Source organism: Cyanobacterium sp. Dongsha4, assembly GCF_036345015.1.
GTDB lineage: Bacteria > Cyanobacteriota > Cyanobacteriia > Cyanobacteriales > Cyanobacteriaceae > PCC-10605.
On sequence record NZ_CP084098.1, the window covers coordinates 3681235 to 3706960 of the forward strand.

Annotated in this window: 25 protein-coding genes and 1 pseudogene; 12 read left to right on the forward strand and 14 right to left on the reverse strand. The window is 33.6% G+C overall.

Annotated elements, in window-relative coordinates; translation table 11 throughout:
• Positions 1–213 precede the first annotated feature (213 nt).
• Both radC and Dongsha4_RS15845 read right to left on the reverse strand, forming a co-directional pair.
• Entirely contained in the window at positions 214–939 is a 726-nt protein-coding gene (radC, locus tag Dongsha4_RS15840) for a RadC family protein (protein ID WP_330203269.1), read from the reverse strand.
• Positions 940–1060: 121 nt separating this feature from the next.
• A complete protein-coding gene (locus Dongsha4_RS15845) occupies positions 1061–2290 on the reverse strand; it encodes a methionine gamma-lyase family protein (protein WP_330203270.1) in 1230 nt (409 codons plus the stop codon).
• Positions 2291–2418: 128 nt separating this feature from the next.
• Here Dongsha4_RS15845 and nadA point away from each other — a divergent pair, with 128 nt between their 5' ends.
• From nadA to Dongsha4_RS15865, 4 genes and pseudogenes are all read left to right on the forward strand, one after another.
• Entirely contained in the window at positions 2419–3375 is a 957-nt protein-coding gene (nadA, locus tag Dongsha4_RS15850) for a quinolinate synthase NadA (protein WP_330203271.1), read from the forward strand.
• A gap of 308 nt (positions 3376–3683) precedes the next feature.
• On the forward strand, positions 3684–4520 hold the full coding sequence (locus tag Dongsha4_RS15855; protein WP_330203272.1) for an FkbM family methyltransferase: 837 nt from the start codon (positions 3684–3686) through the stop codon (positions 4518–4520).
• A gap of 110 nt (positions 4521–4630) precedes the next feature.
• A pseudogene (locus Dongsha4_RS15860) lies at positions 4631–4984 on the forward strand (quinolinate synthase NadA); the annotation flags it as partial.
• A gap of 158 nt (positions 4985–5142) precedes the next feature.
• Positions 5143–6720: an NAD(P)H-quinone oxidoreductase subunit 4 gene (locus tag Dongsha4_RS15865; RefSeq protein ID WP_330203273.1), complete on the forward strand. Its 1578-nt coding sequence runs from the start codon at positions 5143–5145 to the stop codon at positions 6718–6720.
• A gap of 126 nt (positions 6721–6846) precedes the next feature.
• Here the strand turns inward: Dongsha4_RS15865 and Dongsha4_RS15870 are convergent, their stop codons facing one another.
• Entirely contained in the window at positions 6847–8328 is a 1482-nt protein-coding gene (locus Dongsha4_RS15870; protein WP_330203274.1) for a hypothetical protein, read from the reverse strand.
• A 200-nt stretch (positions 8329–8528) separates the two neighbouring features.
• Between Dongsha4_RS15870 and Dongsha4_RS15875 the strand changes: the two genes are divergently transcribed.
• Positions 8529–9299 (forward strand): sensor histidine kinase, encoded by a 771-nt coding sequence (locus Dongsha4_RS15875; protein ID WP_330203275.1) that lies wholly within the window; start codon positions 8529–8531, stop codon positions 9297–9299.
• Here the strand turns inward: Dongsha4_RS15875 and Dongsha4_RS15880 are convergent.
• Together Dongsha4_RS15880 and Dongsha4_RS15885 are read right to left on the reverse strand one after the other, a co-directional pair.
• Positions 9259–9732 carry a GNAT family N-acetyltransferase gene (locus tag Dongsha4_RS15880; RefSeq protein WP_099434659.1) on the reverse strand — a complete coding sequence of 158 codons (474 nt, stop codon included), beginning with the start codon at positions 9730–9732 and terminating at the stop codon, positions 9259–9261. The two genes, Dongsha4_RS15875 and Dongsha4_RS15880, sit on opposite strands and share 41 nt — an antisense overlap.
• A gap of 556 nt (positions 9733–10288) precedes the next feature.
• On the reverse strand, positions 10289–10996 hold the full coding sequence (locus Dongsha4_RS15885) for a response regulator transcription factor (RefSeq protein WP_015218600.1): 708 nt from the start codon (positions 10994–10996) through the stop codon (positions 10289–10291).
• A 363-nt stretch (positions 10997–11359) separates the two neighbouring features.
• Between Dongsha4_RS15885 and Dongsha4_RS15890 the strand changes: the two genes are divergently transcribed.
• The gene (locus tag Dongsha4_RS15890) at positions 11360–12103 is read left to right on the forward strand and encodes a peptidylprolyl isomerase (RefSeq protein WP_330203276.1); all 744 of its coding nucleotides are present in this window, start codon (positions 11360–11362) and stop codon (positions 12101–12103) included.
• A 102-nt stretch (positions 12104–12205) separates the two neighbouring features.
• Positions 12206–14782 (forward strand): M1 family metallopeptidase, encoded by a 2577-nt coding sequence (locus tag Dongsha4_RS15895; protein ID WP_330203277.1) that lies wholly within the window; start codon positions 12206–12208, stop codon positions 14780–14782.
• A 237-nt stretch (positions 14783–15019) separates the two neighbouring features.
• Here the strand turns inward: Dongsha4_RS15895 and Dongsha4_RS15900 are convergent, their stop codons facing one another.
• The 6 genes from Dongsha4_RS15900 to rsfS all read right to left on the reverse strand — a co-directional run bounded on the left by Dongsha4_RS15900 (position 15020) and on the right by rsfS (position 17493).
• Positions 15020–15253 (reverse strand): YgiT-type zinc finger protein, encoded by a 234-nt coding sequence (locus Dongsha4_RS15900; protein WP_330203278.1) that lies wholly within the window; start codon positions 15251–15253, stop codon positions 15020–15022.
• A 2-nt stretch (positions 15254–15255) separates the two neighbouring features.
• Positions 15256–15564: a DUF4258 domain-containing protein gene (locus tag Dongsha4_RS15905; RefSeq protein ID WP_330203279.1), complete on the reverse strand. Its 309-nt coding sequence runs from the start codon at positions 15562–15564 to the stop codon at positions 15256–15258.
• Positions 15565–15602: 38 nt separating this feature from the next.
• Positions 15603–15818: a sulfur carrier protein ThiS gene (gene thiS / locus Dongsha4_RS15910; RefSeq protein ID WP_015218605.1), complete on the reverse strand. Its 216-nt coding sequence runs from the start codon at positions 15816–15818 to the stop codon at positions 15603–15605.
• A 120-nt stretch (positions 15819–15938) separates the two neighbouring features.
• The gene (locus Dongsha4_RS15915) at positions 15939–16280 is read right to left on the reverse strand and encodes a ferredoxin-thioredoxin reductase catalytic domain-containing protein (RefSeq protein WP_015218606.1); all 342 of its coding nucleotides are present in this window, start codon (positions 16278–16280) and stop codon (positions 15939–15941) included.
• A 226-nt stretch (positions 16281–16506) separates the two neighbouring features.
• A complete protein-coding gene (locus Dongsha4_RS15920) occupies positions 16507–17019 on the reverse strand; it encodes a CGLD27 family protein (protein ID WP_330203280.1) in 513 nt (170 codons plus the stop codon).
• Between the two features lie 30 nt (positions 17020–17049).
• The gene (gene rsfS / locus Dongsha4_RS15925; RefSeq protein WP_330203281.1) at positions 17050–17493 is read right to left on the reverse strand and encodes a ribosome silencing factor; all 444 of its coding nucleotides are present in this window, start codon (positions 17491–17493) and stop codon (positions 17050–17052) included.
• Positions 17494–17677: 184 nt separating this feature from the next.
• Between rsfS and Dongsha4_RS15930 the strand changes: the two genes are divergently transcribed.
• The gene (locus Dongsha4_RS15930; RefSeq protein ID WP_330203282.1) at positions 17678–19021 is read left to right on the forward strand and encodes a TldD/PmbA family protein; all 1344 of its coding nucleotides are present in this window, start codon (positions 17678–17680) and stop codon (positions 19019–19021) included.
• A gap of 156 nt (positions 19022–19177) precedes the next feature.
• On the opposite strand, the gene Dongsha4_RS15935 is transcribed toward Dongsha4_RS15930, so the two are convergent.
• Positions 19178–20566 carry a CHAT domain-containing protein gene (locus tag Dongsha4_RS15935; protein ID WP_330203283.1) on the reverse strand — a complete coding sequence of 463 codons (1389 nt, stop codon included), beginning with the start codon at positions 20564–20566 and terminating at the stop codon, positions 19178–19180.
• Positions 20567–21018: 452 nt separating this feature from the next.
• On the opposite strand from Dongsha4_RS15935, the gene Dongsha4_RS15940 reads away from it, so the two are divergent.
• Both Dongsha4_RS15940 and cobA read left to right on the forward strand, forming a co-directional pair.
• Positions 21019–21789, forward strand: a complete 771-nt coding sequence (locus Dongsha4_RS15940; protein WP_330203284.1) for an ABC transporter ATP-binding protein — start codon at positions 21019–21021, stop codon at positions 21787–21789.
• Positions 21790–21964: 175 nt separating this feature from the next.
• Positions 21965–22726 carry a uroporphyrinogen-III C-methyltransferase gene (cobA, locus tag Dongsha4_RS15945; protein ID WP_330203285.1) on the forward strand — a complete coding sequence of 254 codons (762 nt, stop codon included), beginning with the start codon at positions 21965–21967 and terminating at the stop codon, positions 22724–22726.
• 28 nt (positions 22727–22754) lie between these two features.
• On the opposite strand, the gene Dongsha4_RS15950 is transcribed toward cobA, so the two are convergent.
• Positions 22755–23255: a molybdenum cofactor biosynthesis protein B gene (locus Dongsha4_RS15950; RefSeq protein WP_330203286.1), complete on the reverse strand. Its 501-nt coding sequence runs from the start codon at positions 23253–23255 to the stop codon at positions 22755–22757.
• Between the two features lie 99 nt (positions 23256–23354).
• Positions 23355–24203: a GNAT family N-acetyltransferase gene (locus Dongsha4_RS15955; protein WP_330203287.1), complete on the reverse strand. Its 849-nt coding sequence runs from the start codon at positions 24201–24203 to the stop codon at positions 23355–23357.
• Positions 24204–24375: 172 nt separating this feature from the next.
• Here Dongsha4_RS15955 and Dongsha4_RS15960 point away from each other — a divergent pair, with 172 nt between their 5' ends.
• Together Dongsha4_RS15960 and Dongsha4_RS15965 are read left to right on the forward strand one after the other, a co-directional pair.
• Positions 24376–24891 carry a hypothetical protein gene (locus Dongsha4_RS15960; RefSeq protein ID WP_330203288.1) on the forward strand — a complete coding sequence of 172 codons (516 nt, stop codon included), beginning with the start codon at positions 24376–24378 and terminating at the stop codon, positions 24889–24891.
• Positions 24892–25119: 228 nt separating this feature from the next.
• Complete coding sequence (locus Dongsha4_RS15965) at positions 25120–25398, forward strand: hypothetical protein (protein WP_330203289.1); 279 nt, start codon at positions 25120–25122, stop codon at positions 25396–25398.
• Positions 25399–25726: the final 328 nt, after the last annotated feature.

A 25726-nucleotide genomic window follows, 5' to 3' on the forward strand; every position in this document is an offset into this window, starting at 1 on the left:
ATTATTTGAAATGGGGAAAAGTATTTAAAAGTTGCTGAAAAATTGGTGTCGTTGCGTTCTAGTTTATTCGGCGTTGGTGAATTAAGCTATGATTTTCAGTTTAGATCGGGAATGGGGAATAGACAATGATAATAGTATTTTGATTGTTAGATATTTGTAGCAATTTAACAATATTTCATGTCATCATTAAGCCACCCCGTTTATTCTTCATTTTCAGTTTTCTTCGTCTTCCCATAAGCAAGAATTTTGTCGGATACTTCGATAATCTCCATTACCGATAATAAGATGATCCAAAATGGGAATACCAATTATATTTGCCGATTCCAATAATCGCTTAGTTAAGTTCAAATCCTCGATGGAAGGCTCTAAATTTCCCGAAGGATGATTATGAGCGATAATCATATTGGTGGCAGACTGTCGAATTGCTTCCCTGAATAGCTCACGAGGGTGAATTAAAGTTTCTGTTGCAATACCAATAGTAATAACCTGAGTGCTAATTAAACTATTTTTTGTGTCTAATAATAACACAGCAAAACGCTCTTGAGATTGCCACATTAATTCATGACTAAAAGCCGCCGCCGCCGCATTTGGACTGTCGATAATAGCCCTAGCACAGGGGCGAAATTGAAATGCTCTTTTTCCTAATTCTACACCAGCAAGAATAGTTGTGGCTTTAGCAGGACCTATACCCTGAATCTCCATTAATTCTGTGGGAGAAATAGTACGTAACACATCCAAAGGATCTTGTTTATTTTGGCTAAGTTGATTCAAAATATATTGAGCCAATCCTACCGCCGATAATTTGCCCTTTCCCTGCCCTGTGCCTAATAAAATAGCGATTAACTCCGCCGAGCTTAAATTCCTTGCTCCTAATTCTAATAATCGTTCTCTAGGGCGTTCACTTAGAGGTAAATCTGCGATTCTCAGATTATAAACCATGTTATTGTTACAAAATGAAATCTTGATCTTTATTGTAACCTCGTTTGTCGATTTAAGATCTGGTTTCAGAGTTTTTAATTATTCACTATTCACCTCAACACCTTTGCCCTTTAATGACTTGTTAATTGCCACTGAATGCCTCTAAAGCTGACTTAAGTGCGATCGCAGTGTGAGTCCAATGAGTTCCGCCCTGACAAAAAACAATATAAGGTTCACGTAAAGGACCATCAGCAGAAAATTCAGAAGTACTACCATCTATAAAAGTACCTCCTGCCATAACCAAATTTGTATCATATCCTGGCATAGGTGCAGGTACAGGGTCTAAATATGAACCGATGGGGGAATTTTTTTGAATAGCACGGCAAAAAGCCACTAATTTATCAGGGCTACCGAGTTTAACTGCTTGAATAATATCTCGACGGGGAGTAAAAGGTAAAGGATTTACTTCATAGCCTAATTCAGAGAAAACATAGGCAATAAGGTGACTACTTTTCACTGCTTCGGCTACCATCTGAGGTGCGAGAAAAAACCCTTGAAATAAAAGGCGATTTTGCTCAAATGTTGCTCCTCCACTGCTACCAATACCGGGGGCTGTTAAACGACAACAGGCTTTTTCTACTAAGTCTTCTTTTCCTGCTACATATCCTCCTGCTGTAACGATTGTACCACCTGGATTTTTAATTAATGACCCTGCCATCAAATCAACTCCTACGGCGGTGGGTTCACTTTTTTCGATAAATTCTCCATAGCAATTATCTACAAAGCAGACAGTATCGGGATTTTGTTTTTTTACTAACTCCACAATTCTGGCAATATCGGCAATAGAAAGACTTTGTCGCCAAGAATAACCACAAGAGCGTTGAATTAAGACTAACTTGGTTTCTGGTTTGACGGCGGTGGCTAAACTTTCCCAATCAATGCCTCCCTCATCGCTTAAGGCTAATTCTCGATATTTTACCCCCCATTCTTGTAGTGTACCTTGTCCCTCGCCCCGTACTCCAATAACCTCCTCTAAGGTATCGTAAGGATGTCCTGCTACTGCTAACATTTCGTCATTAGAACGTAATACCCCATAGAGACAAGATGCGATCGCATGAGTTCCCGAAACAATTTGTACTCTAACGGCGGCTTTTTCAGCTTCAAAAACTTGAGCAAAAATTTGGTCTAATACATCTCTACCTAAATCATCGTGACCATAACCGGTTACACTGGAAAAATGATGTACTCCCACTCGGTGATCTCGAAATGCTGTTAATATTTTGTTTAAATGATGTTTTACCTGTTGATCAATTTCTGCAAAGGTAGGTAATAGTTTTTCTTGGGCTGAATCAATCAATAAATCAATATTCATACTGGATGTAAATGTTGTTTAATATTTGTCGTAGAATTCACGAATGGAAGCGTACCGCACCGATTGCACCTTATAATGAAGATAACTAAATATCTATAATTTATCAATTTAAGGGATAGGGATTCATCGTGTTTACAGCTACCACTTTACCGAACTCAAACTTGCCTCAAGACTTGTTTGGTGCGATCGCATCTTTGAAAAAAGAATTAAACGCCGTTATCCTTGCTCACTATTACCAAGAAGGAGATATTCAAGATATAGCGGACTACATAGGAGACTCTTTGGGGCTATCTCAACAAGCCGCCTCAACTTCTGCTGATGTTATTTTATTTGCAGGAGTCCACTTCATGGCAGAGACGGCAAAAATTCTTAACCCCGATAAATTAGTACTTTTACCAGACTTAGAAGCCGGTTGTTCTTTAGCTGACAGTTGCCCCCCCGATAAATTTGCTCAATTCAAAGCACAACATCCAGACCATATCGTTATATCTTATATAAACTGTACCGCCGAAATTAAAGCCTTAAGTGATATTATTTGCACCAGTTCCAATGCCGTTAAAATTGTACAACAAATCCCCCCAGAACAACCAATAATCTTTGCACCCGATCGCAATTTGGGTCGTTATGTGATGGAACAAACAGGGAGAGAAATGGTATTGTGGGATGGTAGTTGTATTGTTCATGAAACCTTTTCCGAGAAAAAAATTGTTCAACTAAAAATAGAACATCCCCAAGCAGAAATTCTTGCTCACCCTGAATGTGAAACTCCTGTTTTACGCCATGCAGACTATATAGGTTCAACAACGGCATTATTAAAATATGCCATGGAAAGTAATTCCTCCGAATTCATTATAGCCACCGAACCCGGAATTATTCATCAAATGCAAAAAGATGCACCCCATAAATCTTTTATTCCCGCCCCTCCAGAAAATAACTGTAATTGCAACGAATGCCCTTACATGAGATTAAATACCTTAGAAAAAGTTTATTTAGCTCTAAAAAATCGTACTCCTAGTATTGAAATTCCCCCTAGCATTCAGCAAAAAGCCTTACAACCTATTCAGAGAATGTTGGCTATGTCTTAATATTAAGTACTAAAGCAAAATAGATTGTATATTTTAAAATTAATGAAAATAACCCATAATCTTTGTTGCCTCTTGTATTTCATGAAGTAAATACATAATTAATTTTGCCTACCTACTTAAGAGTGCGATCGAGCTTCTATATGAATGTTGAATTGCAACTCGTAGTATAGAGGCGAAGAAATACATTTTATGTAGTTACGTATTTATACTGGGAATAAAAATTCGATTCTCTTTTCCCTAATTACTGCAAGATGTCTATTGTTAAATTTGTTATAATCCAAGGAAATTTTTGGTTTACTTATAAAATAATGATATATTCAGAAATACTAAAACAAAAATTATTAATCACTTTTTTAGGTGAAAAACTATTAAAAATAAGAAATTTTTACGAATTGTGGGAATGTTCTTGGAAAAACCCAGAAAATTTACCAACATTAGTTAATGATCAAATATCATCCAAAATTCTTACTAAACTTTGTGAAAAAGATAAAGTTTTTATCGATGTAGGTGCTCATATTGGTTCAATTATTTCCGCAGTTAAATCTTACAATTCTCAAATAGAAATAATAGGCATTGAAGCAATTCCCGAAAAAGTAATAAAATTAAGAAAAGCATTTCCCTCTGTGGAAATTTATGAATGTGCAGTAGGAGATCGTGAGGGAGAAGTTTGTTTTTATATTAATACCCTAAAATCTGGTTATAGTTCTTTAGGAAGAAAAAAAGATCCCAGAAATCAAGAAGAAATAAAAGAAATAAAAGTTCAGTTAAAAACTTTAGATAATTTAATTCCTTCAGATAAAAAAGTTGGAGTCATAAAAATAGATACTGAAGGAGCTGAATTGGGGGTGTTGAGGGGGGCGGTAAACTTAATATCAAGGAATAAACCTTTGATCATGTTTGAAAGTGGTCCCAATAAAAATGACCTTGGCTACACAAAAGAAGATATGTGGCTATTTTTTGAGAATATTAACTATCAGTTAATCATTCCTAATCGATTAGCTCATAATGGAGATTCTCTAACTTTAGAAGGATTTATTGAATCCCATTTATATCCTAGAAGAACTACTAACTATTTTGCCATACCCAGTGAAAAACGTGAGTTAGTTAAGAAATTAGCAAGAAATATTATGAATGTAAAAATTTAGTCACCTCAGTTCGATATGAAATTTTATCGTTTTGTTAAGTCAAACATCCTATAAAAATGGATTTACCCCCAAGACTTGTTTGGTGCGACGCATCTTTGAAAAAAGAATTAAACGCCGTTATCCTTGCTCACCCTGAATGTGAAACTCCTGTTTTACGCCATGCAGACTATATAGGTTCAACAACGGCATTATTAAAATATGCCATGGAAAGTAATTCCTCCGAATTTATTATAGCCACCGAACCCGGAATTATTCATCAAATGCAAAAAGATGCACCCCATAAATCTTTTATTCCCGCCCCTCCAGAAAATAACTGTAATTGCAACGAATGCCCTTACATGAGATTAAATACCTTAGAAAAAGTTTATTTAGCTCTAAAAAATCGTACTCCTAGTATTGAAATTCCCCCTAGCATTCAGCAAAAAGCCTTACAACCTATTCAGAAAATGTTGGAAATGTCATAAAAGAGAATGTTATTTGAATTAGTAATTAACAATGAAGAAAAGGGCAAAAGGCAAGAGACAGTAGGCAAAGGCAATTAATAAAAGAATATACTCCTTGTCATTCTTTACAAAACTTAATAGAATGGAAGTCATATCACTAAGTATAAATTCTTATTGTCATGTTTAGTGCAGAATTTCCTTGGCTAACAGCCATCATTGCCTTACCTCTTATTGGTGCTTTTGCAATTCCCTTCATTCCCGATAAGTATGGAAAAAATATTAGAAATTATAGTTTGACTATTGCCTTAACAAATTTTTGTTTAATCATTTACGGTTTTTGGCAAAATTATTCTATCTACGACACAAATTTTCAACTACAAGAATCCTATAGTTGGTTTCCGCAAATTGGTTTAACTTGGAGTTTAGGGGTTGATGGTTTATCCATGCCCCTAATTGTTTTATCTGGTTTAATCTCTACCCTTGCGATTCTGGCTTCTTGGCAAGTGGAAAAAAAATCGAAATTATATTTCTTCTTATTATTAGTTTTATATAGTGCGCAAATCGGTGTTTTTGCCGCTCAAGATTTATTATTATTCTTTATTATGTGGGAATTAGAGTTAGTTCCCGTTTATATTTTAATTTCTATATGGGGTGGGAAAAAACGTCTTTACGCCGCTACGAAATTCATTCTCTACACTGCCTTAGCTTCTATTTTTATCCTTGTGGCTGGTTTAGGAATGGCATTTTATGGAGATAATTTCACTCTCAATATGGCGGAATTGGGTATGAAAAATTATCCCATTACCTTAGAAGTATTAGCTTATGTGGGCTTTTTAATCGCCTTTGGTGTGAAGTTACCTATTTTTCCTTTTCATACATGGCTACCCGATGCGCATAGCGAAGCATCTGCTCCTGTTTCGATGATTTTGGCAGGGGTATTATTAAAAATGGGTGGTTATGGTTTAATTCGTTTCAATTTAGAAATGTTACCCGATGCCCATATCAAATTCGCTCCTTTATTAGTGATTTTAGGGGTAATTAACATTGTTTATGGTGCTTTTACCGCTTTTGCTCAAACTAATTTAAAACGTCGTCTTGCTTCTTCTTCTATCTCTCACATGGGTTTTGTGTTAGTAGGAATTGCCGCTTTTACCGATTTAGGCATGAATGGGGCGATGTTGCAAATGTTATCTCATGGTTTGATTGCGGCGGCGTTATTTTTCCTCTCTGGGGTGACTTATGAGCGCACTCACACTTTAATGATGGATGAAATGGGCGGTATGGCAAAATCCATGCCTAAGACTTTTGCTTTATTCACGGCCGCTTCTATGGCTTCTTTAGCTTTGCCCGGGATGAGTGGTTTTGTTAGTGAATTGAGTGTGTTTTTGGGTTTTGCCCAAAGTGATGCTTATAGCTCAATATTTAAAGTTGTGGTAACGATATTAGCAGGGGTTGGTTTAATTTTAACTCCTATTTATCTACTGTCCATGTTAAGGGTTGTTTTCTACGGCAAAAATGATACTGGTTTAAAGTTAGATGGTTTTCAACTTGATGCTAAACCCCGTGAAATTTTTATTACCGTTTGTTTAATTGTACCCATAATTGCGATCGGACTTTATCCTAAATTAGCAACAGAAAGTTATGATTTAAAAACCGTACAAGTAGCGAGTAAAACTAGAGCTTCTTTAGAGGTAATTGTCAATCATTCTGTTGAGAATATTCCTGCTAATTTTACCATTGCAGAGATTAATAATTAATTCAATAGACGATAATTTTTTAGTCTCTTAGTTTTCATAGGAATTAGGAATTTATGATTATTTTCTTGTATATACTGTCAAGGAGATATTTATTAGACAACTAAATAGTAAGTTGATTAAGTTAATTTACTGGCGAAATTTTTTGATAATTTTAATAACTATTTCTTCTATCCATAGAATTAGTTGATCTAGTTTTTCTAAAATTACTTCTAAAAAGTGTTTTTCATATTTAATTTCGATAACTTTTGCTTCAATTTCTACATTATTTTCTATATCGAGATTTGTTTGATAATTTGAACTGTTTTGATTAATTAAGTTACTTGTTTTTCCTTGGCTTGTGGCTGGTATTTTATCAACATCACTATCACTAATGTTAGTTAAAGATAGAAATTTGTCAGAATCTTTTTTGGCACTATCTTCTATTTTATTTTGTTGGTTTATCTCGAAAGATTCATGTTGATCAGGGATAAATTGTAAGTTATTTTCTATATATAAACTGTCATTATCTCCATACAAATCTTCCCAAGATAACCAAGGTTGAGACATTTCTTCTCTGATTATAATTACATCTGATCCAGCTAGAATGTTTAAGTTGTCATTTTTGTTATCACTGCTAATCCTCGGATTTGATATTTGTTTATCTTTAGAAAAGAAATATTCGATCGCAGCTAAGATAATTAATTTTATCTGAAATGGATCATTGTTTCTACTTGAATTAATATTGATACTATTACTAATACTTGTTAATTGATTAATTATAAGATTAATAATTTTGTTACTAATATCCTTAGCTTGAGGAATAATATTTATACTGGCTAAAGGAGCTTTTTTTTCTCCATTTAAAGATAGTAAGTTTGTGTCTTTTTTCCCCTTTAAAGATGATAAAGGTTTTTCTTGGTCATTAAGTGGAATTTGACTAACTTCAGCTTCAGTATTTCCATTTAAACTATTGTGAGCATTATTGTTTCCAAAAAAATAGTCTATTGCTGATTTAATAATATTAATTAGAGAAAGATTTTCTTGTTGATTCGTTATTTCTTCAGAAATATTATTTAATGTATTTTTATCCTCCTCATCTTGTTTTCTGACAATAACACTCTCAACTTGAGCAATGAATTTATCAATCCATATAATTAAAGTATTAGAATATTTTTTAAGCTCGTATTCTTGTACAATAATCTTAATCAAAGAAACTATTTCTTCTTGTTTTTGAATGGGAATAATATCGTTTGATTTATTATTCCCCACAATAGCAACTATTTTTCTGTTGTTGATTTGACTGGCTAAACCTTGAAATTCATGAGTTAGTAATAGAGGAAAGTCTTTTTCTACAGTCATTTTTTCCGTCACGGTGACAATTAACTCATCACAACGACTATAAGGTAAACTGGCGTTTGATTTTTTTTCTCCCGTAAAAACTTGGTTAATATTTGTTTTCCGCCACAACCAGACAAAAGGAAGTAAGATGTCTTGTAATCCCCCTTTTATGACATAACCCCATTCTCGAAATTTTGTATTAATTTGACTGTTAATCTTGATATAATTACGATTAACAAAGTTCAACAAACGGCTTTTATAGGGCTTAGGAGAAGTCGGGGGAAAAGACATATTTATATTTATTTGTCAAGAAAAATGTGAGTGAGATTTTCAATAGTTGAATGAAACTATCAAATAATAATTATTGTTAATGCTCAATTGTTAATTGTCAATTTTTACCTTAATGTCTAATTAGTCAAAGTGATAGGAAAAAGGATAAGTGCTTCTACAATAACTTAATGTGTTGAAAAATTTTTTATAAATATCTCATCATGAGTGACATCGATAATTTAAAAATAGAATTAAACAAAACAAAAATAGCTTATCAAGAAGCTCTACAAAATAGTCGTTTAAAAGCAGGATTTATGGGAAGAATTGCCCATGAGATTCGATCGCCTCTTAGTAGTTTAATGGGATTACACCAGTTAATTATTAATGATTTGTGTGAAAGTAGAGAAGAAGAAAGAGAATTTATAGTTGAAGCCTATCAATATGCAAAAAAATTAATGGCTATAATTGATCAATTTGTTGAAGTTTCAAAACTAGAAATAGGAAGAATAAATCCAGAAATAGAAATAGTTAATTTATCGGAATTGTTATCAGATATTCACTCTCTAATTTACTTAGAAGCGGCGAACAAAAATTTAAAAATAAAATTAGAAATGACGGAAAATAGTCAAGATTTAATTGTGAAAACGGATAGAGGAAAATTAATTAATATTATCTTTTTGCTATTAGAAATTATCATTGATTACAGCGAAATGGGAGAAATTTTACTAAGCGCTTCTAAAAATAATGAGGGTGTAAATATTAATATTAACTTCCCTTGTAAATCTTTTAACATGAGTGAGAATATTGATTTATTAAAATCCCCCATAGAAGAATTAAAACAACTTAATAAGTTACCTCAACTATCCAATGGCATGAAATTGATGTTAACAGAAAACGTTTTAAACATTCTTGGAGGATATTCAACCCTTAAACAAATTCAGGAAACAGAAACTACACAATGGCAGTTATTTCTTCCGACTGAGATTGTTTAACTAATTCATTAGGAGTTGGATAGCGATTATATAAAACCATTGTTGTTGTGGAATTCTCCTGAAAACCTATTTTTTGATAGAATTTCTGCTGGTGAGTAGTGGTTAAATAAACTCTTTCAACTCGGTTTAATAAAGGATGACTAATAATTGTTTCCACTAACTTTCTGCCTAAACCTAACCCTTGATAGTCAGGATGAATCACCACATCCCAAATCGTAGCGCGATAAATACCGTCAGAAGTCGCTCTTGCACTACCTATTAATCGTTGCCTATCCCAAACAGAAACCACTGGATTACTATGAGTAATTGCAATTTCAATGTCGCTAAGAGAGCGATTTTTTGCCCAAAATGCCGTCACCTTATATAAATCTTGTAATTGCACTAAATCTATTTTTGTTTTATCTGTACAAAATTCAATATGGCTACAATTCATTCAAATATACTCCTTTGTTTCAGTTTCGGGGATAAGACTTCTTTTGTGTATGGCAAATAAATATCTGAGTAATTAATCAATGTTAAACTATTCTTGATAACTATTTTCTTCTTCAGCATTAATTTTTAAATAAGAAACAAGAAATCCGAGACATATTTCATTAGCGAAATCAAATTTTTCTCGAAACTATTTTTAGTCAACAAAAACTATGATAAATTTCAAACAATCAGTAAAATATGATTCTGATTATTTAGTATTTAAGGATAATAATTATCGTGTTTCCAAGAATTAAATAAATAATAATTATTCAAAAGTATTCAGGTTAAAAAAACTGTAAGTTAATTTTGTATCAATGATAGCAAAAAATATTTTTTCATAGGTACGGAAACAATTAAAATATCTGGATAACTTGACACTATCATCAAATTTAGGACAGAGGTATCAAGAATTAAAAATGAGGGGTTAATTATTCTTCGTTTTTCCTCTGCCCCTTGCCTTTTGTCTTTTACACCTCGCCTATCTTTGATTTGATTGACAACTAATTAATGCTTTAACTTCAATTATCTGTATTCAATTCTAAGCAATAACCAGCACCATAAACAGTTTTAATATAACGAGGCTTACGAGGATCTGGTTCTAGTTTAGTGCGTAAATGACGAACGTGTACTCTGATAGTTTCTATATCGTCATCTGGATCGTAACCCCATACCTCTTTAAGAATATCACTGGGGGGAACTGTTTGCCCATGACGTTGTAGTAAGCAGTGTAATAACTCAAACTCTAAATGAGTTAGTTTAATTGTCTTCTCGAACCAAATAGCCTCAAATCTTTCTGGAACTAAGGTTAAAGGACCATAACTCAGAATTTCTGAGTGTTTAGCGACAGGAGAGGTTCTTTCACTTCTTCTCAGTAAGGCTTTTACCCGTGCCAACATTTCTTCTACTTCAAAAGGTTTCGTAAGGTAATCATCTGCACCAGCGTTAAAACCATCCACTTTATCTTGAGTTTGCCCTAAAGCAGTTAACATTAAAACAGGTATATTTGCTGTTCTTTCGTCTCGTCTTAATCTTTGACAGACTGTTAAACCGTCCACTTTTGGTAACATGAGGTCTAACATAATTAAATCTGGTTGCATTTGTAAGGCGAGAGCTTGTCCTTTTATGCCATCTTCAGCTTGGGCGGTTGTATAACCTGCCATTTCTAAGTTTATGGAGACTAATTCAGTGATCGCTGGATCATCGTCAATTACGAGTATTCGAGACATTATTCAGTTGCCTATGATGGTTTATTAATGGTTTGTTAAAAAAATTGCAGTTTTAAATAGGATTATTAAAATTTACTTACTGATTATAAGCAATATTATTAATTATGAATAATTTTTATTTACCTTTTGTAACTTAGAACTCTTTTGGGCATTGAGGATTAGTCTTTTTATAATTGGTGTTGAATTGTGGAGTAAATTTTGGTGGAGAGTTACTATTTCTGGATTAGAAGTTAAAGCTCTTATTATTTGAAGTTGGTGGTTTTTTCTTTTTCTTATAATGGTTTTACTCTTCAATTTTGCCCTTTGAGATAGTATCTTTATGGGAGAATACATCAAATTAAAAATAGTTAGATTATTAGATTTATGAGTGCTAGTGTTAAAATTGGCGATTTAGTAATTAATTCAGAGAATATTTTTCATCTATTGGCTGAGAAGCAGATGATTGCACCTTTAGCCAGAGAAATTATTATTGATAGCGCGATCGCATCTATTCCTTGTAGTGAAGAAGAAATCAAGGTTGCCGAGCAACAATTTTTTTGGCAAATGCAGATGAATCCTCAAGATACAGAAAAACTAAATATATGGTTAGAGAGAAATTATCTTACTAGAGAGCAATTGCAACAACGTATTTTAAGACCTATTAGACTGGAAAAATATAAAGAACAAACATGGGGAGAACAGTTAGAATCATATTATCTCAAAAGAAAGAATCAATTAGATAAAGTTCTTTATTCTTTGATTAGAACCAAAAATCCGGGAGAAGCTCAAGAATTGTATTTTCGTCTTTGTGAGGGAGAAAGCGATTTTGCCCAGTTAGCCAAACAATATTCCCAAGGCACAGAGTCACAAACAGGAGGTTTAGTGGGGCCAGTAGAATTAAACGTCCCCCATCCTGAAATAGCCCAGAAATTACTAACAGCACAACCAGGGCAAGTTTTACCCCCCACCAGAATAGGGGAATGGATAGTAATTTTGCGTTTAGAGAAATATATTAGTGCCCAATTAGATCAAAATTTACGCCGTCGATTATTAGATGAATTATTTGGGCAATGGATTAATGAGCAAATTAGAGATACTGTAAAAGTGGATTTAGAATTAGTCACTTAAGTTAATTAACCTCTATTCGAAGCCGAAATATCTGACTTAGACAGGTATCAGGTTTCAGGTAGTAGGTTTATAATTATTCTAGTAATTTCTACCCGTTACACTATGACAAAAAATAACTATTACTTTGATGCTGAGGAAAAAAAAAGTTTTGAGTTACCCGGCGCCAAACCCCATTATAATCCTGATCGTTATGGTCAAGTTCAACATATCTGCCTTGATTTGGATTTAGATATACCTAATCAAAGTTTTTCGGGAGTTTGTACCATTACTTTAACTCCTATCCGCAAAAATATCACCCAATTAACCCTTGATGCAGTGGATTTAACCATTGAGTCTGTCTTAATCGATAACATCAGTCAACCCTTTGACTACGATGGCGAAGTTTTAACCATCAACTGCTTACGTCAAACTACAGATGAAGATATAAAAGTAGAAATTTCATATAGTAAAGAAAAACCGCAACGAGGTTTATATTTTATCTCTCCTAATGAACATTATCCTAACAAACCCTCTCAAGTCTGGACTCAAGGAGAAGATGAAGATTCGAGATACTGGTTTCCTTGTTTCGACTATCCGGGGCAATTGGCAACTTCTGAAATAATTGTTAAAGTACCATCAGACTATATTGCTATATCCAACGGTGAGTTAGTTAAAACAGAAGAAAAAGACGATAAAAAAATCTATCATTGGTTACAACCTCAAGTTCACCCTACCTATTTAATGACTCTTGCAGTGGGTAAATTTGCGGAAATAGAAGATAAATGGCAAGACATCCCCGTTAATTATTATGTGGAAAAAGGGCAAGAAACCGAGGGAAAAATTAGCATGGGGAAAACTCCTCAAATGATTGAATTTTTCAGTCAAAAATATGGCTATCCTTACCCATACTCTAAATATGCCCAAGTGTGTGTGGATGATTTTATCTTCGGAGGGATGGAGAACACATCTACTACTTTGTTAACAGATCGTTGTTTATTAGACGAAAAAGCCTCTTTAGATAACCGCAATACCGAGAGTTTGGTTGCCCATGAATTGGCACATCAATGGTTTGGGGATTTAGTCGTAATCAAGCATTGGAGTCACGCTTGGATTAAAGAGGGGGCGGCTTCCTATGCAGAAGTATTATGGACTGAACACGAATATGGCAAGGAGGAGGGGAGTTATTACCTCTTAGGGGAAGCAAGAAACTATTTACAGGAAGATTCCTCCCGTTATCGCCGTCCTATTGTTACCAATGTTTACAGAGAAGCGATTGAATTGTACGATCGCCACTTATACGAAAAAGGTGCTTGTGTTTATCACATGATTAGGGGGATTTTAGGAGAAGAATTATTCGATAAATTTATCCATACTTTTGTCAATGATAATGCCCATAAAACCGTTGAAACTGTAGATTTATTGAGGGCGATTGAGAAAGCGACTGGTTATAATTTAAGCCCATTGTTTGATCAATATGTTTTTCGAGGAGGACATCCTGATTTTAAAATAAATTATAGTTGGGATAGTGATGCTAATTTAGCCTGTATAACCATTAAGCAAACTCAAGCTAAAGAAGAAGATGGTAAATTTAAAGACTTATTTACCTTAAAAATTCCTCTTGCTTTTGGTTATATTAAAGAAGGAGAAACACCAGAAATAGTTAACTTTTCTCTTAAACTCAATCAACCTGAACATAGCTTCTATTTTCCCTTAACAAAAAAACCAGATTTTATCACCTTTGATGTGGGTAACTATCACTTAAAAACCGTCAAATTAGACTATGGTTTCAGTGAATTAAAAGCCCAATTAAATCATGATCCTGATATTATATCCCGTATCTACGCTGCGATCGCCCTTGGGAAGAAAGGGAATTTAGAAGCAGTGAAAACCTTAAGGGAGGTGTTAGAAAAAGAAGTATTTTGGGGATTAAAGGTAGAAATTGCCAAACAATTAGGCAAAATCAAACTAAATCAAGCAGAATCCGCTTTAATTGCTAATCTTAACCAATCCCATCCCAAAGTCAGAAAAGCGATTATTGAGGCATTAACCCACCATAAAAGCGAAGCCAGTTATCAGGCGTTAAAAAATATCGTCATCAACGGCGATGAAAGCTACTATGTGGAATCTTCTGCCATTAGTGGCTTAAGCAAGTTAACCACTGGAAGCCTTGAGGAGAAACAGTCAGAAGTGATTAGTCTCCTTGAACAAATTTTAACGGAAAAAAGCGGTTGGAATGAGATTATTCGCTCCTCGGCAATCACTGGCTTATCCCATCTCAAAACCAATGAAAAAGCCGCCGACATTATCGCTCAATATACCGCATTAGGCATTCCTCAACCCTTACGCTTAACTGCTATTCGTTGCTTAGGTGCGATCGCATCTGGGCAAAAACCTGATAAACTAACAAGTATCTTTGAAAAATTCGAGGATTTAATGGCGGATACATTCTTTTTGACTCAAATATCATTAATCAGTGGTTTAGGGCAAATAGAAGACAGTAGAGCTATCAATCTATTAACAATTTTGGCGGATACCAGCCCTGATGGAAGGGTTAAAATGAGGGCTGAAGAAACCATTAATCAGGTACGAAGCAAATTGAGCAAAGATAAAACTTTAAAAGATTTGCAGAGAGAAATGGACAAACTTAAGGAGGAAAATAAAGACTTACAAAGTCGTCTAGCTAAATTAGAAGCTAAATAATTAAATTAGGAATTAGGAATTAGGAATATTAAAATCTCTATAATCTTAATATTGATAACTTTTGAATGCCCCTCAAATCAGTACATTAATCATTATAAACAAGATTATTACTTATCTCTACCTCCCCAATTACTTTCACTGGAATTAACACATGGAAGGTTGCATTCTCAGCAAAGCTAAGGCGCTGTGCGATCGCATCTGTTTGGCTTATAATTCTCTTAATATGATGTAAATAGCCTAAGCGGAAAAAGCAAAAACATCCACTTGTATTGATCTAGTTGGTTGGCTATTACTATGAACAATTAGACGAATATTTTCAGCAATTTCACTACTAAAAATGACTTCACCACAACGTTGACAAACTTGAGCGGGAATCCCCTCTACTATAACCAATTTACCGTCAATTTCAAAAGTCTCTTTGACTAATTCTTCCTTAATTTCGTTAGAGCCACAGATATGACATTTATTCATGATTATCTCCTTTGAGAGTAATTGATCCAATCTTGAGGATCTGGTTCATATAAAGTAATAATAGTAAGTATATCAGCATCTTTTCTCGATACTTGTAAATGTAAAAAACGTTGATTAATTGTTATACCTAAAACTAAACAACTTGGAGAATATTTATCATCAGGATAATCTTCAATAATGATAGCATTTTCTCCTGTTTCTATTATCTCAGATCTACTGATATTTCTCTCTACTAACCTTCTCAAACCATGACGAGTAAACTGAAATTGACCGGCACGAAGTTGTAAGCGAATTTCGTCGATTGACTTCATTAATTTTTCTCAATAATTAGAAATCATCCTACAAATTATTATCCTCCTCCAACAATGGTAACAACCTCAAGGCGATCGCCCTCTCGAATTATAGTATGATCCCAGTATTGACGATGGAGAATTTCCCCATTATACTCAAGAGCAATTAAACGTATATTAAAACCCAAAGATTGCAAGATACTGGGAATAGATTGATTTTCTAAGCAACGATGGGTATCACCATTAACAACAATATTGATTTCAGATAAACTCAAAATTTCTACTCCTGCTCATAAAATTAGAGATGATTAACAGGACAAAAAGGAAAGGGAAATGGGCAATGGGATATATTAAATTAAAAATCAACAAAATTAGCTGTTAATCCTATATTTTATTTAATAGGTAGCACTATTTAAGTCTTCCCAAGAAATTTCCTGTTGCTCTCCCGCAAACTCATTATCAGGAGTAATAAATAACATACAATGACACTCTTTTCTCTCCCTCATTGGTACACAAGGACAATTCCAAAAAGTATCTTTTACCTCTGCTTCTTTATCTTCGTAGTGACGACAAGGACATAGGGGAGAACCTAATTCTTCTTTATGACGGGCTAAACCTTGTATTACTACCGCAGTTACAGATGGTTCTGCACAAAAATAAGTTCCTGTACGTTTAGCATATTGTTCGGCAAAATTTTTCATTGCCTCTAAGGTTTTTTGATTCTTCGCTTCTGTCATTATTTTTTTATCGGCTACTATTTCCCTTTCTATTTTACAAGTTTTTGGTCAGCTAATTGACAATTAGGAGTGAAAGACTTAAAGCAAAGTTATAGGGGCAACGATTTACAGGGCAAAGGGCAAAGGTAATTAATTAGTTTCCCTCTAACGTAAGGATTAAATATATTCAGCCCCTACCACCCCGATCACTAATCTCTCTGTCACCATCGCAACTTTAGAACTTAGATTAAGTGAAATTTTGAATTAAAAGTAAAGAAACAAAACTAATACTCATCAAAGATGCTAGGGTAACTCCTGTTTTTTGTAAACGCTTAATCATCGGTTCTACTTGATGTTTAAAGATTAACTGATCTCGATAGTAAAACTCTACGGGTTTTTCCCACACTTGCCCATCATACCAACTAGATTCTTCATAAACTATCTTTGTCTTTTTGAGGCGATCGCCAATATAAGCCCACCCTAAGTATAAACGAATTAAAGTAAAAGCAACGAATAAAGAAGACCCTAAACCACTAGCAATTAAGAAAATAATAGTCATTTTTTGTGGGGGGAAACTAGCGGCGGCAATGGGTGCGCTAATCAATAAACACCAAAACCAAATCCAAAACAACTTACGGGCAAACTCCCACTTCGATAAAGTTACCCAGCTAAAAAACCATGACTCTTTTAATTCTTGATATTCATTGATTGGTTGTTGTTCAACGGGTACGGGACAAAAATTAGTGGGAGACTGACTCATAATATAATCTGAATAGGATATATTCTGACTTTAGTTTTGATTCTGAGATTGATATTCAGAATTATAAATTATTTTTTCTGCTCCTCCCCAAAAAGCCTCAAGATTATAAAATTCTCTTGCTTCAGGTAGGAAAATATGGGCAATCACATCGCCATAGTCGTGAAGTATCCAGTTTCCATCGGTTTTACCTTCAACTCTAACGGGAAGACGTTGGAATTTTTCCTCTATTTTATCTTCAATAGATGTAGAAATCGCCCTTAACTGTGGTTGAGAAAAACCTGTAACAATGACAAAATAGTCTGCTACATAGGATAATTTTTCTACGTTTAATAAAATGATGTTATCAGCTTTACGATCATCTGCCGCTTCAGCGATCATTAAAGCTAGTTGTTTACTGTCAACGGTTTGTAAATGTTCTAATGCTTCAGAATGCTGATTCGACCATTGTAAATTCTGTAAATTCAATTTAGTCATTCAAACTCTTAATTTCTTTTTCACCATTATAATCTTAATTTTATAGTTAAGTTTATTTTGTCTAAGAGAAACCGTTTTACTTTTGTAATTGATTCCTATGGTTATATTTTTCTAGGAAAGTCGAACATTCTCATAAATAATTTAATATTGCTATAGTTATTAATCTTGTTAAGAATCTACGGTAATGTCTAACTTTGAGAATAAAAATTGGGAATTATCTTTTAATAGTGTTAGTGAAAAGTTATTTAATAATTTAAAAGAAGGGGAATATTTAATTATTCAGTTAACAGGAGAAAAAAGTCATTTTATTCGCTTTAATCATGCTAAAGTTAGGCAAACAGGCATGGTAATAGATGCGGAGATTTCACTTAAATTAATTAGTAGTCAAAAAACTGCCTACGCTAATTTTCCCTTAACAGGAAATGAGGAAATAGATTTATCTTTAGCATTAGAAAACCTTGACTATTTACGTGCTGAAATTAAACTTTTACCTGAAGATCCCTATATTGTTTTACCTCAATATCATACTTCTTCTCATGAGGTTTATCATGGTAATTTATTAAATCCTGAAATTGCTATAGAATCTATATTAAAGCCTGTTCAAGGGTTAGATTTTACTGGTTATTATGCGGGGGGATTAATGATTAGGGCAAATTATAATTCTCTTGGACAAAAGCACTGGTTTGCCACTGATTCTTTTTTTATTGACTATTCTTTAATTAATCATAATCACAAGGCTATTAAAGGTACTTTTTCTGCTAGGGATTGGGATTTAAACCAATATAAACATCAAATTAATTGGAATAAACAACAGCTAGAAAAGTTAAATTTACCGATTCATGAAGTTAAACCAGGTAGTTACCGCACCTATCTAGCCCCAAGTGCGATCGCATCTTTGTTGGGAATGTTTTCATGGGGTGCTATTAGCGAGGCATCTTTACAACAAGGGGGAAGTGCTTTGGCAAAAATGAGACAAGAAGAAAATTTATCTCCCTTATTTAGCTTAAAAGAAAATTTTGAGAGCGGTAATGTACCTCGTTTTAATGATTTAGGAGAAGTTTCTCCCAATGAATTATCGTTGATTGAATCAGGAAAACTCTTAAATACCTTAATTAGTAGTCGTACTGCTTTAGAATATAATTTAACGGCTAATGGAGCTAATAGTAGTGAAAGTTTGCGTTCTCCCGAAATCAAAGCAGGTAGCCTGAAAGAAGAGGAAATTCTTAAGAATTTGGACACAGGATTATATCTTTCTAATTTACATTATCTCAATTGGAGCGATCGCCCTTCTGGCAGAATTACTGGAATGACCCGTTATGGCTGTTTTTGGGTAGAAAAAGGGGAAATAGTAGCAACTATTAAAGACTTACGCTTTGATGATTCTCTTTACTCTTTCTTTGGTCATAATTTAATAGCTTTAACTGGTTTTCGGGAATTTATCCCTGAAGTTAGTACGTATGAATCACGTTCATTAGGGGGTTGTTTAGTGCCGGGGGCGTTAGTTAATCAGTTTACTTTCACTCTTTAAGACTATTTCACCTCAGTTCCATATAAAATTGTAAGTTAAGGTAGGTAAGAGGCAATCATTTAAGCTAGGAATTAGGAGTTAGGATAAAAAAGAAATTTTCCGTAAGGGTTGAATATATTAAATCCCTACCACCCCAATACCTGAAACCTGCCTAAATCACTCATTAACTTTATCGCCTTTATAACAGACAGGAGTTGTACCGCCGGGGCGACTATAAGCGGATTTACTACCACATTCTCTCCCCATGGTGTCAATATCATAAGGACATTCGCACACACCAATTAAAGGCTTTCTTGCTGGTTGAAGAATGGGAGATTGTCTTCCCCCAAAAGTGTTGAAAATTAATAATCCTAACATCAAAAATGTGATCGCGCCTCCTGCCCATAGTAACATCGGACTAAAAATCATCTTCCACAGGCTTTTAAGAGAGAAATTAGGAACTTTGGAGGTATAACTGGTCAAATCAGACCAAAGAGGAGGATTAACTGCTAAATTTTGACAAATAACGGGCAACCAAGAAGAGCCGGGGGCTTTTTGTTCAAGATGATATAATTCCTGAATTTTCGCCTTTGCCTCTTTCACTGCTTGATACAAAGTTTCACCATTAGCATAGGCTTGAAGGAAAAATTTAAGAAATTCTTGGGCTACCTCATCGGGTACAGGTTCACGCATAATGATAGTTTGAGGTAGTTGTAAATCTGCAAGATTAAAGCCCAATCCTAAACCATCACAAGAGTTAAAAATTGCTAACTCCAAGCCATTATAAACAGCTTTAGCAAGGGTATTTTTCAACTTCTGAATATCGATAGTTTCATAGGGATTAATTTGTAACAAACCCGATTGGGTATTATTGTTACTACTACTATGACCTGCAAAAAAGAGAATTTGCCAAGATTGTTCCCATAAGGGGGTTAATTCCGCTAAATTGGGTTGATCTAAAAAAACTACTTCCGCATTCGGTAAACTATTTAAAATCCGTCTATCTCTATCTACATCTATACCACGGCGATCGCCCAAAATTGCTAAAATTCTAACCTTACCTTTAGTGTTTATATCACTACGGCGACTAGGTTTTTGACAATTAGGCTTACTCAAAGCAAATTCAGTATGAGGATAACGTTGCCACACATCCCACAGATACCAAGGTAATTGCCATAAACGTACATCTGCGGTTTGAATTACAAAACGAATTAAATCTTGTTGATCAAGATGAGGAAATAAATCAAATAATACCGACTGCACCAAAGAATCTTGTAACCATTGATTCAAATTAATTTCTAAGGCATTAATATAGCCCAAACATTCATCTATCGCCACATTTGTCACTTGAGCTTGATTTGCTCCTAAACGCAAACAATTAGCTAAATTACGATAACTACATTGCCAGTCAATATAACTTTTGTATAAATTAGGGGCAGGGGGTAATTTTCCCTCCGTTTCTACTAATAACTCTCTGGTTTCGTCATGGCTAAGTCTGAGACTAAAGGGAAATCCGATGTCAAAACTTCCCTCACCTATTTTGAAGATAATTACTTTTTTAGCCATGTAGATAATTAATCCGCCATTATTCTTCTCAATAATACTTTATCAGAAATTTTATATATTTACGCTAAGACACATCTAACTTTATATTCTTTAAGTACATGACAATGAAAAGATAAGCGTTTTAATCATGTTTAAGAATTAATAAAAATGGCTCTATCAGTTTGAGTATGTAAATTATTAGTTAGGGTAGGCAACAGGCAACAGGCAAGAGGCAATAGGGGATTATTAAATAATAATTTAGAAACTTTTAGTTTTTATTTTACTATAAACATTATTCAATAAAGGTTATAGAAGTCCTGTTTCTCTTAATTTATTATAACCACACTGTAGAAGAACCATAAAAATTGAATAAATTGCTTCTTCATTCTTTTGCAGATAATCTGTTATGATTACTGAGAAAAATTTTATCTCAACTATTGTCTTTCTTGTTTACCCTAGGATAATTTCAGGTTATGCCTCAATCTAATGATTCGATTCTTCAAGCGATTAACCTTTCTAAAAGTTTTGGTGGTTTAAAAGCAGTTCATCAAGCTAGTATAGATGTCAAAAATCATAGCATTACTGGTTTAATCGGTCCTAATGGTGCAGGAAAAAGTACTTTATTTAATCTTCTCTCCAATTTTTTAACTGCCGATGAAGGGCAAGTTTTATTTGAAGGAAATCCTGTACAAAATTTACCTCCTCATCAGATTGCAAGATTAGGCTTTTTGCGGACATTTCAGGTTGCAAGGGTGTTATCTCGTTTGACAGTTTTAGAGAATATGTTATTGGGTACACAAAATCAGATAGGAGAGCATTTATTTTCCGTATTGTTACAACCCCAAAAAATCAGGAAACAAGAAAGAGAAAGTAAAGAAAAAGCCATGAATATCTTGGAGTCGGTAGGGTTAGCAGAAAAAGCCTATGATTATGCTGGTGCGTTATCAGGCGGACAAAGAAAGTTATTAGAAATGGCTCGAACTTTAATGACTAATCCGAAGCTAATTTTACTGGATGAACCGGCGGCGGGGGTTAATCCCACTCTGATAAATCAAATTTGTGAGCATATTCTTCGTTGGAATCAACAGGGCATTTCTTTTCTAATTATTGAACATAATATGGATGTGATTATGTCTTTGTGTAGTCATGTTTGGGTGTTAGCAGAAGGTACTAATTTAGCAGATGGCACTCCAGAGGAAATACAAAATGATGAACAAGTTTTGTCAGCTTATTTGGGAGATTAATTAAGCAATAATTTCTTTTCTACGCAATAATATGTAAATTCGGGGAGGTTTCAGGTAGCAGCTTTTAGGTTTTAGGTTTAATCGGTTATAATTTTAATAAAATGTATTAATAAATACGAATTTTAATTGACAAATAACTAAAAATAGTATAAGGAATCTCCTCAGTAAGTTAAGCATGAATCAATCTCAGTGTATAGGGAAAGTATATTTAGTCGGTGCGGGTCCGGGAGATCCGGGGTTAATAACTGTTAAGGGCAAAGTGTTATTAGAAATGGCGGATGTAGTCGTTTATGATGCTCTTGTTAGCCCTGAAATTTTGGCAATGATTAATCCCCAAGCAGAAAAAATTGATGCAGGGAAGCGCAGAGGCAGACATTCTCTTTTACAATCTGATACCACTAAGTTACTGATTGAAAAGGCTTATCAACATCCTATCATTGTACGTTTAAAGGGAGGAGACCCTTTTGTGTTTGGTAGGGGAGGAGAAGAAATGGAAGATTTGGTAGCCGCAGGAGTTGCGGTGGAAGTTGTCCCTGGTATTACGTCTGGTATTGCCGCCCCTGCTTATGCTGGTATTCCTGTTACTCATCGTGATTATAGCTCTTCTGTTACTTTTATTACTGGTCATGAAGCCGCAGGAAAATATCGTCCTCAAGTTAATTGGGGCGCGATCGCACAAAGCTCTGAAACTATTGTGATTTATATGGGCATACATAATTTAGGGCAAATTATCCCTCAATTAAAGGAGGGAGGCTTAACTGGTGATACGGATATTGCTTTAATTCGTTGGGGTACAACTCCTCAGCAGGAAGAATTATATGGTACTCTCGATGATATTTTACACAAGGTAGATGCTCACAATTTTGAAGCACCTGCGATCGCAATTATTGGTCGAGTAGTTCAATTTAAAAATCAATTAGGAAATGAGAAACAATAAGTAATAATTGGTTTTATTTTTAATTTAGTTAATTGTTAATTTGCGTCCATAAATGGTTTAATTCTGGCAAAATTAGCTTCTCTAAACCTAACTTTACTGCTCCGGTAGAACCGGGTAAAGAAAATACCAATTTCCCCTGATAAACTCCTGCTAATGCCCTAGATGCGATCGCTCTTGAGCCAATTTCTTGATAGCTTAAAAAACGGAATATTTCCCCAAAACCAGATAACGTTTTATCCAGTAAATTTGCCAATACATCATAGGTGTGATCCCGACTAGAAATACCCGTGCCACCATTAAAAATCAAACAGTTTACATCATTATTTTCAGCTATATTTTTTAAATTTATTTCTATTAACTCTTTGTCATCTTTGATAATTATATAATTAACAATATTATGTCCCGATTCTATCAATAATTTTTTTATTATTTGTCCACTTTTATCATTAACAATCGTACGACTATCACTAACTGTTATAATAGCACAGTTGATGGAGATAAATTTCTTATCTGGATGGGGAATAGACACAATTTGAATTAACTATTCTAAACTAAAAACTTGATCACAAACAAAGTTATTGTACCATCAGAATTAACAAATGTTAGTGACATTTTATATTTAACTAAATTACCCTAACTCAAAGCTAGTAACGCCAAAAATTTTATCAACAGGTAAAGAAGGAATTTCTTTATTATACATTCTTGCTGTTTCAAAAACTAAATTCAAATCATATTTATCAACTAAAATATTAGCTTGATGATTAACTTCTGGAATATCTAAATAATAGGTTTTTCCTTCAGGAATCTTAGATTGTAAACCAACAAAAATTGATTCCGCAAAAGAAATATTGTCTGCAAATAAAGGAGCAATTTTATATCCAGAATCACAAACTCTAACCATTCCATAACCTCTTAATTTATCACCCTCAATAATCCCTAAAACTTTACTTTCAGGTTGGTTAATCCATGCCTTAAGAAAATTAGTTCTGTCATCAGGAAAAAATTGTTTATCATAATAATTAATTATTTCAAAGGGTATAGAAGATAAATCAATAACTGTTTTGTTTTTTTCTATACTATGATTACTAATTCCTTGATAGCGAATATTTCTATAAGCAAACTTAAAACCAGATTTTCGGTAATTATCTTGTTGACTAACAACTCCATCCAAACCAATATTTCTGCCCGATAAACTTCTTATTGCTTCCTGCCAAATTTTTAAACCATAACCCTGTTTTCGGTAGTCTGGTTTGACAATGTAAAAGCCAATAAAACCAAATTTTTCCCCATACTTCACAGCAGAAATAGTTGCAATTAGTTGATTATTGATAAACCCGCCTAAAAATCCCTCTGAATCAGCCTGATAAAAACAATCTTTATCATATAATCCCGGATTCCAACCCTCTTCTTTTGCCCACTCTATAGGACAATATATTTCTTCGTAAGTTAGTTTTCTAATGTGATAATCTTCATTCATATTGTTAATGTTTTTAAATTATGAAACAATGTTTTTTCTAAGTATAAATTCCTACAGTATTTAACAGATTAATCTGCTTAATTAAACTTAATCATTAATTGTAAAAATACTTAATAGAGAAAAGCCTATAAATAAGTTAATTTAAAGATAATAGAGAAAAGAGGTCAGAAAGATGTTTAACATAGCGTTTTCTCACGATCATAATAGACAAATAAATTGGTCTGCAATCATTTTATTTACTTTAGGATTTTGGCTTAGTGCTAGTTTTGTTTTGGATTTTGTCTTAATACCTGCCTTATCTGTAACAGGCATGATGACTGAAAGCGGATTTGCTAGTGCTGGTTTCGTTATTTTTGGTATTTTTAATCGGGTAGAATTAATTTGTGCTTCTCTGGTTTTAACCACTGCTTTGGTTTTTGGTTCACAACATTACTTTACTCAAAGAAAGCAAGTTTTATCAATTATTTTTTCTAGCTTATTATTACTTATTGCTTTAGCTTATACTTATGTTTTTACCCCTCACTTAACAGCATGGGGATTATGTTTAAACCAGTTTAGCATTAATCAAACAATGCCCATAAATATGATTTCATGGCATGAAGGTTACTGGTTTTTAGAGTTAGTTAAATACATCTTAGCTGGTACTTTATTGCGTTGGAGTTATCAGGGTTTATTAAGTCATAATTAAAGATGATTATTTCCTGCAAAGAAGGTGAAGTTTATTAAAATTTATTAAGGTGGGTTTTAACTCACCATTTAATGTTTTATTGTGGCTTTGAATGGCGTACCGTAACTGTAAATATTGACGTGAAAAGTTAATTATTAGATAACATAAGTATTTAACATATCATCTTTATTGGATTATACGATAAACACAATTAAAGTAACTCAAATAAAAATGTAGTAGTTATTGCCTATGATACCCTTCATAACTAATCTTTTAGAAAAATATAATCCCTATTTACAACCCTTTTATTTACTAATTGCATGGGGGTTGTTTTTCGTTTTGATTTGGACTTTAATAACGGCCATTATCGATATTAATAAACGCTCTCAAAAAATGCACCAAATTCCCTGTACAAACTGTCAATATTTTACCAGTAATTTTTACTTAAAATGTCCAGTAAATCCTAGCACTGCCAATACAGAATTAGCTATAAATTGTCGTGATTTTCAGAAAAAACAAGATTATTAAAGTGGCTCTTTAAAAGTAGTTATGACAAATTAAGATAAAACAATGTCTATTATCTTTAATCTATGACAATTAGTTATTTATGGAGATAATTATCTTGTCATAATAGGGAAAGAAGGTATAACAAAAAAGCAATGAAGAATGAAAAATATTTCGTCCCTAATTTTTGACTCCTAATTTTTAATTGCTGACAGTTGATACTAAAAACCTGACATTGTTTTCAGCAACAGTTAGTTATACAAAAAATTAAGAAAGCTATCCAAGTTATTTTTAGGGCTAGATGAGATTATAATTGTGATTGAAAAATAATTTTATTTTTAATTTTTCTAAG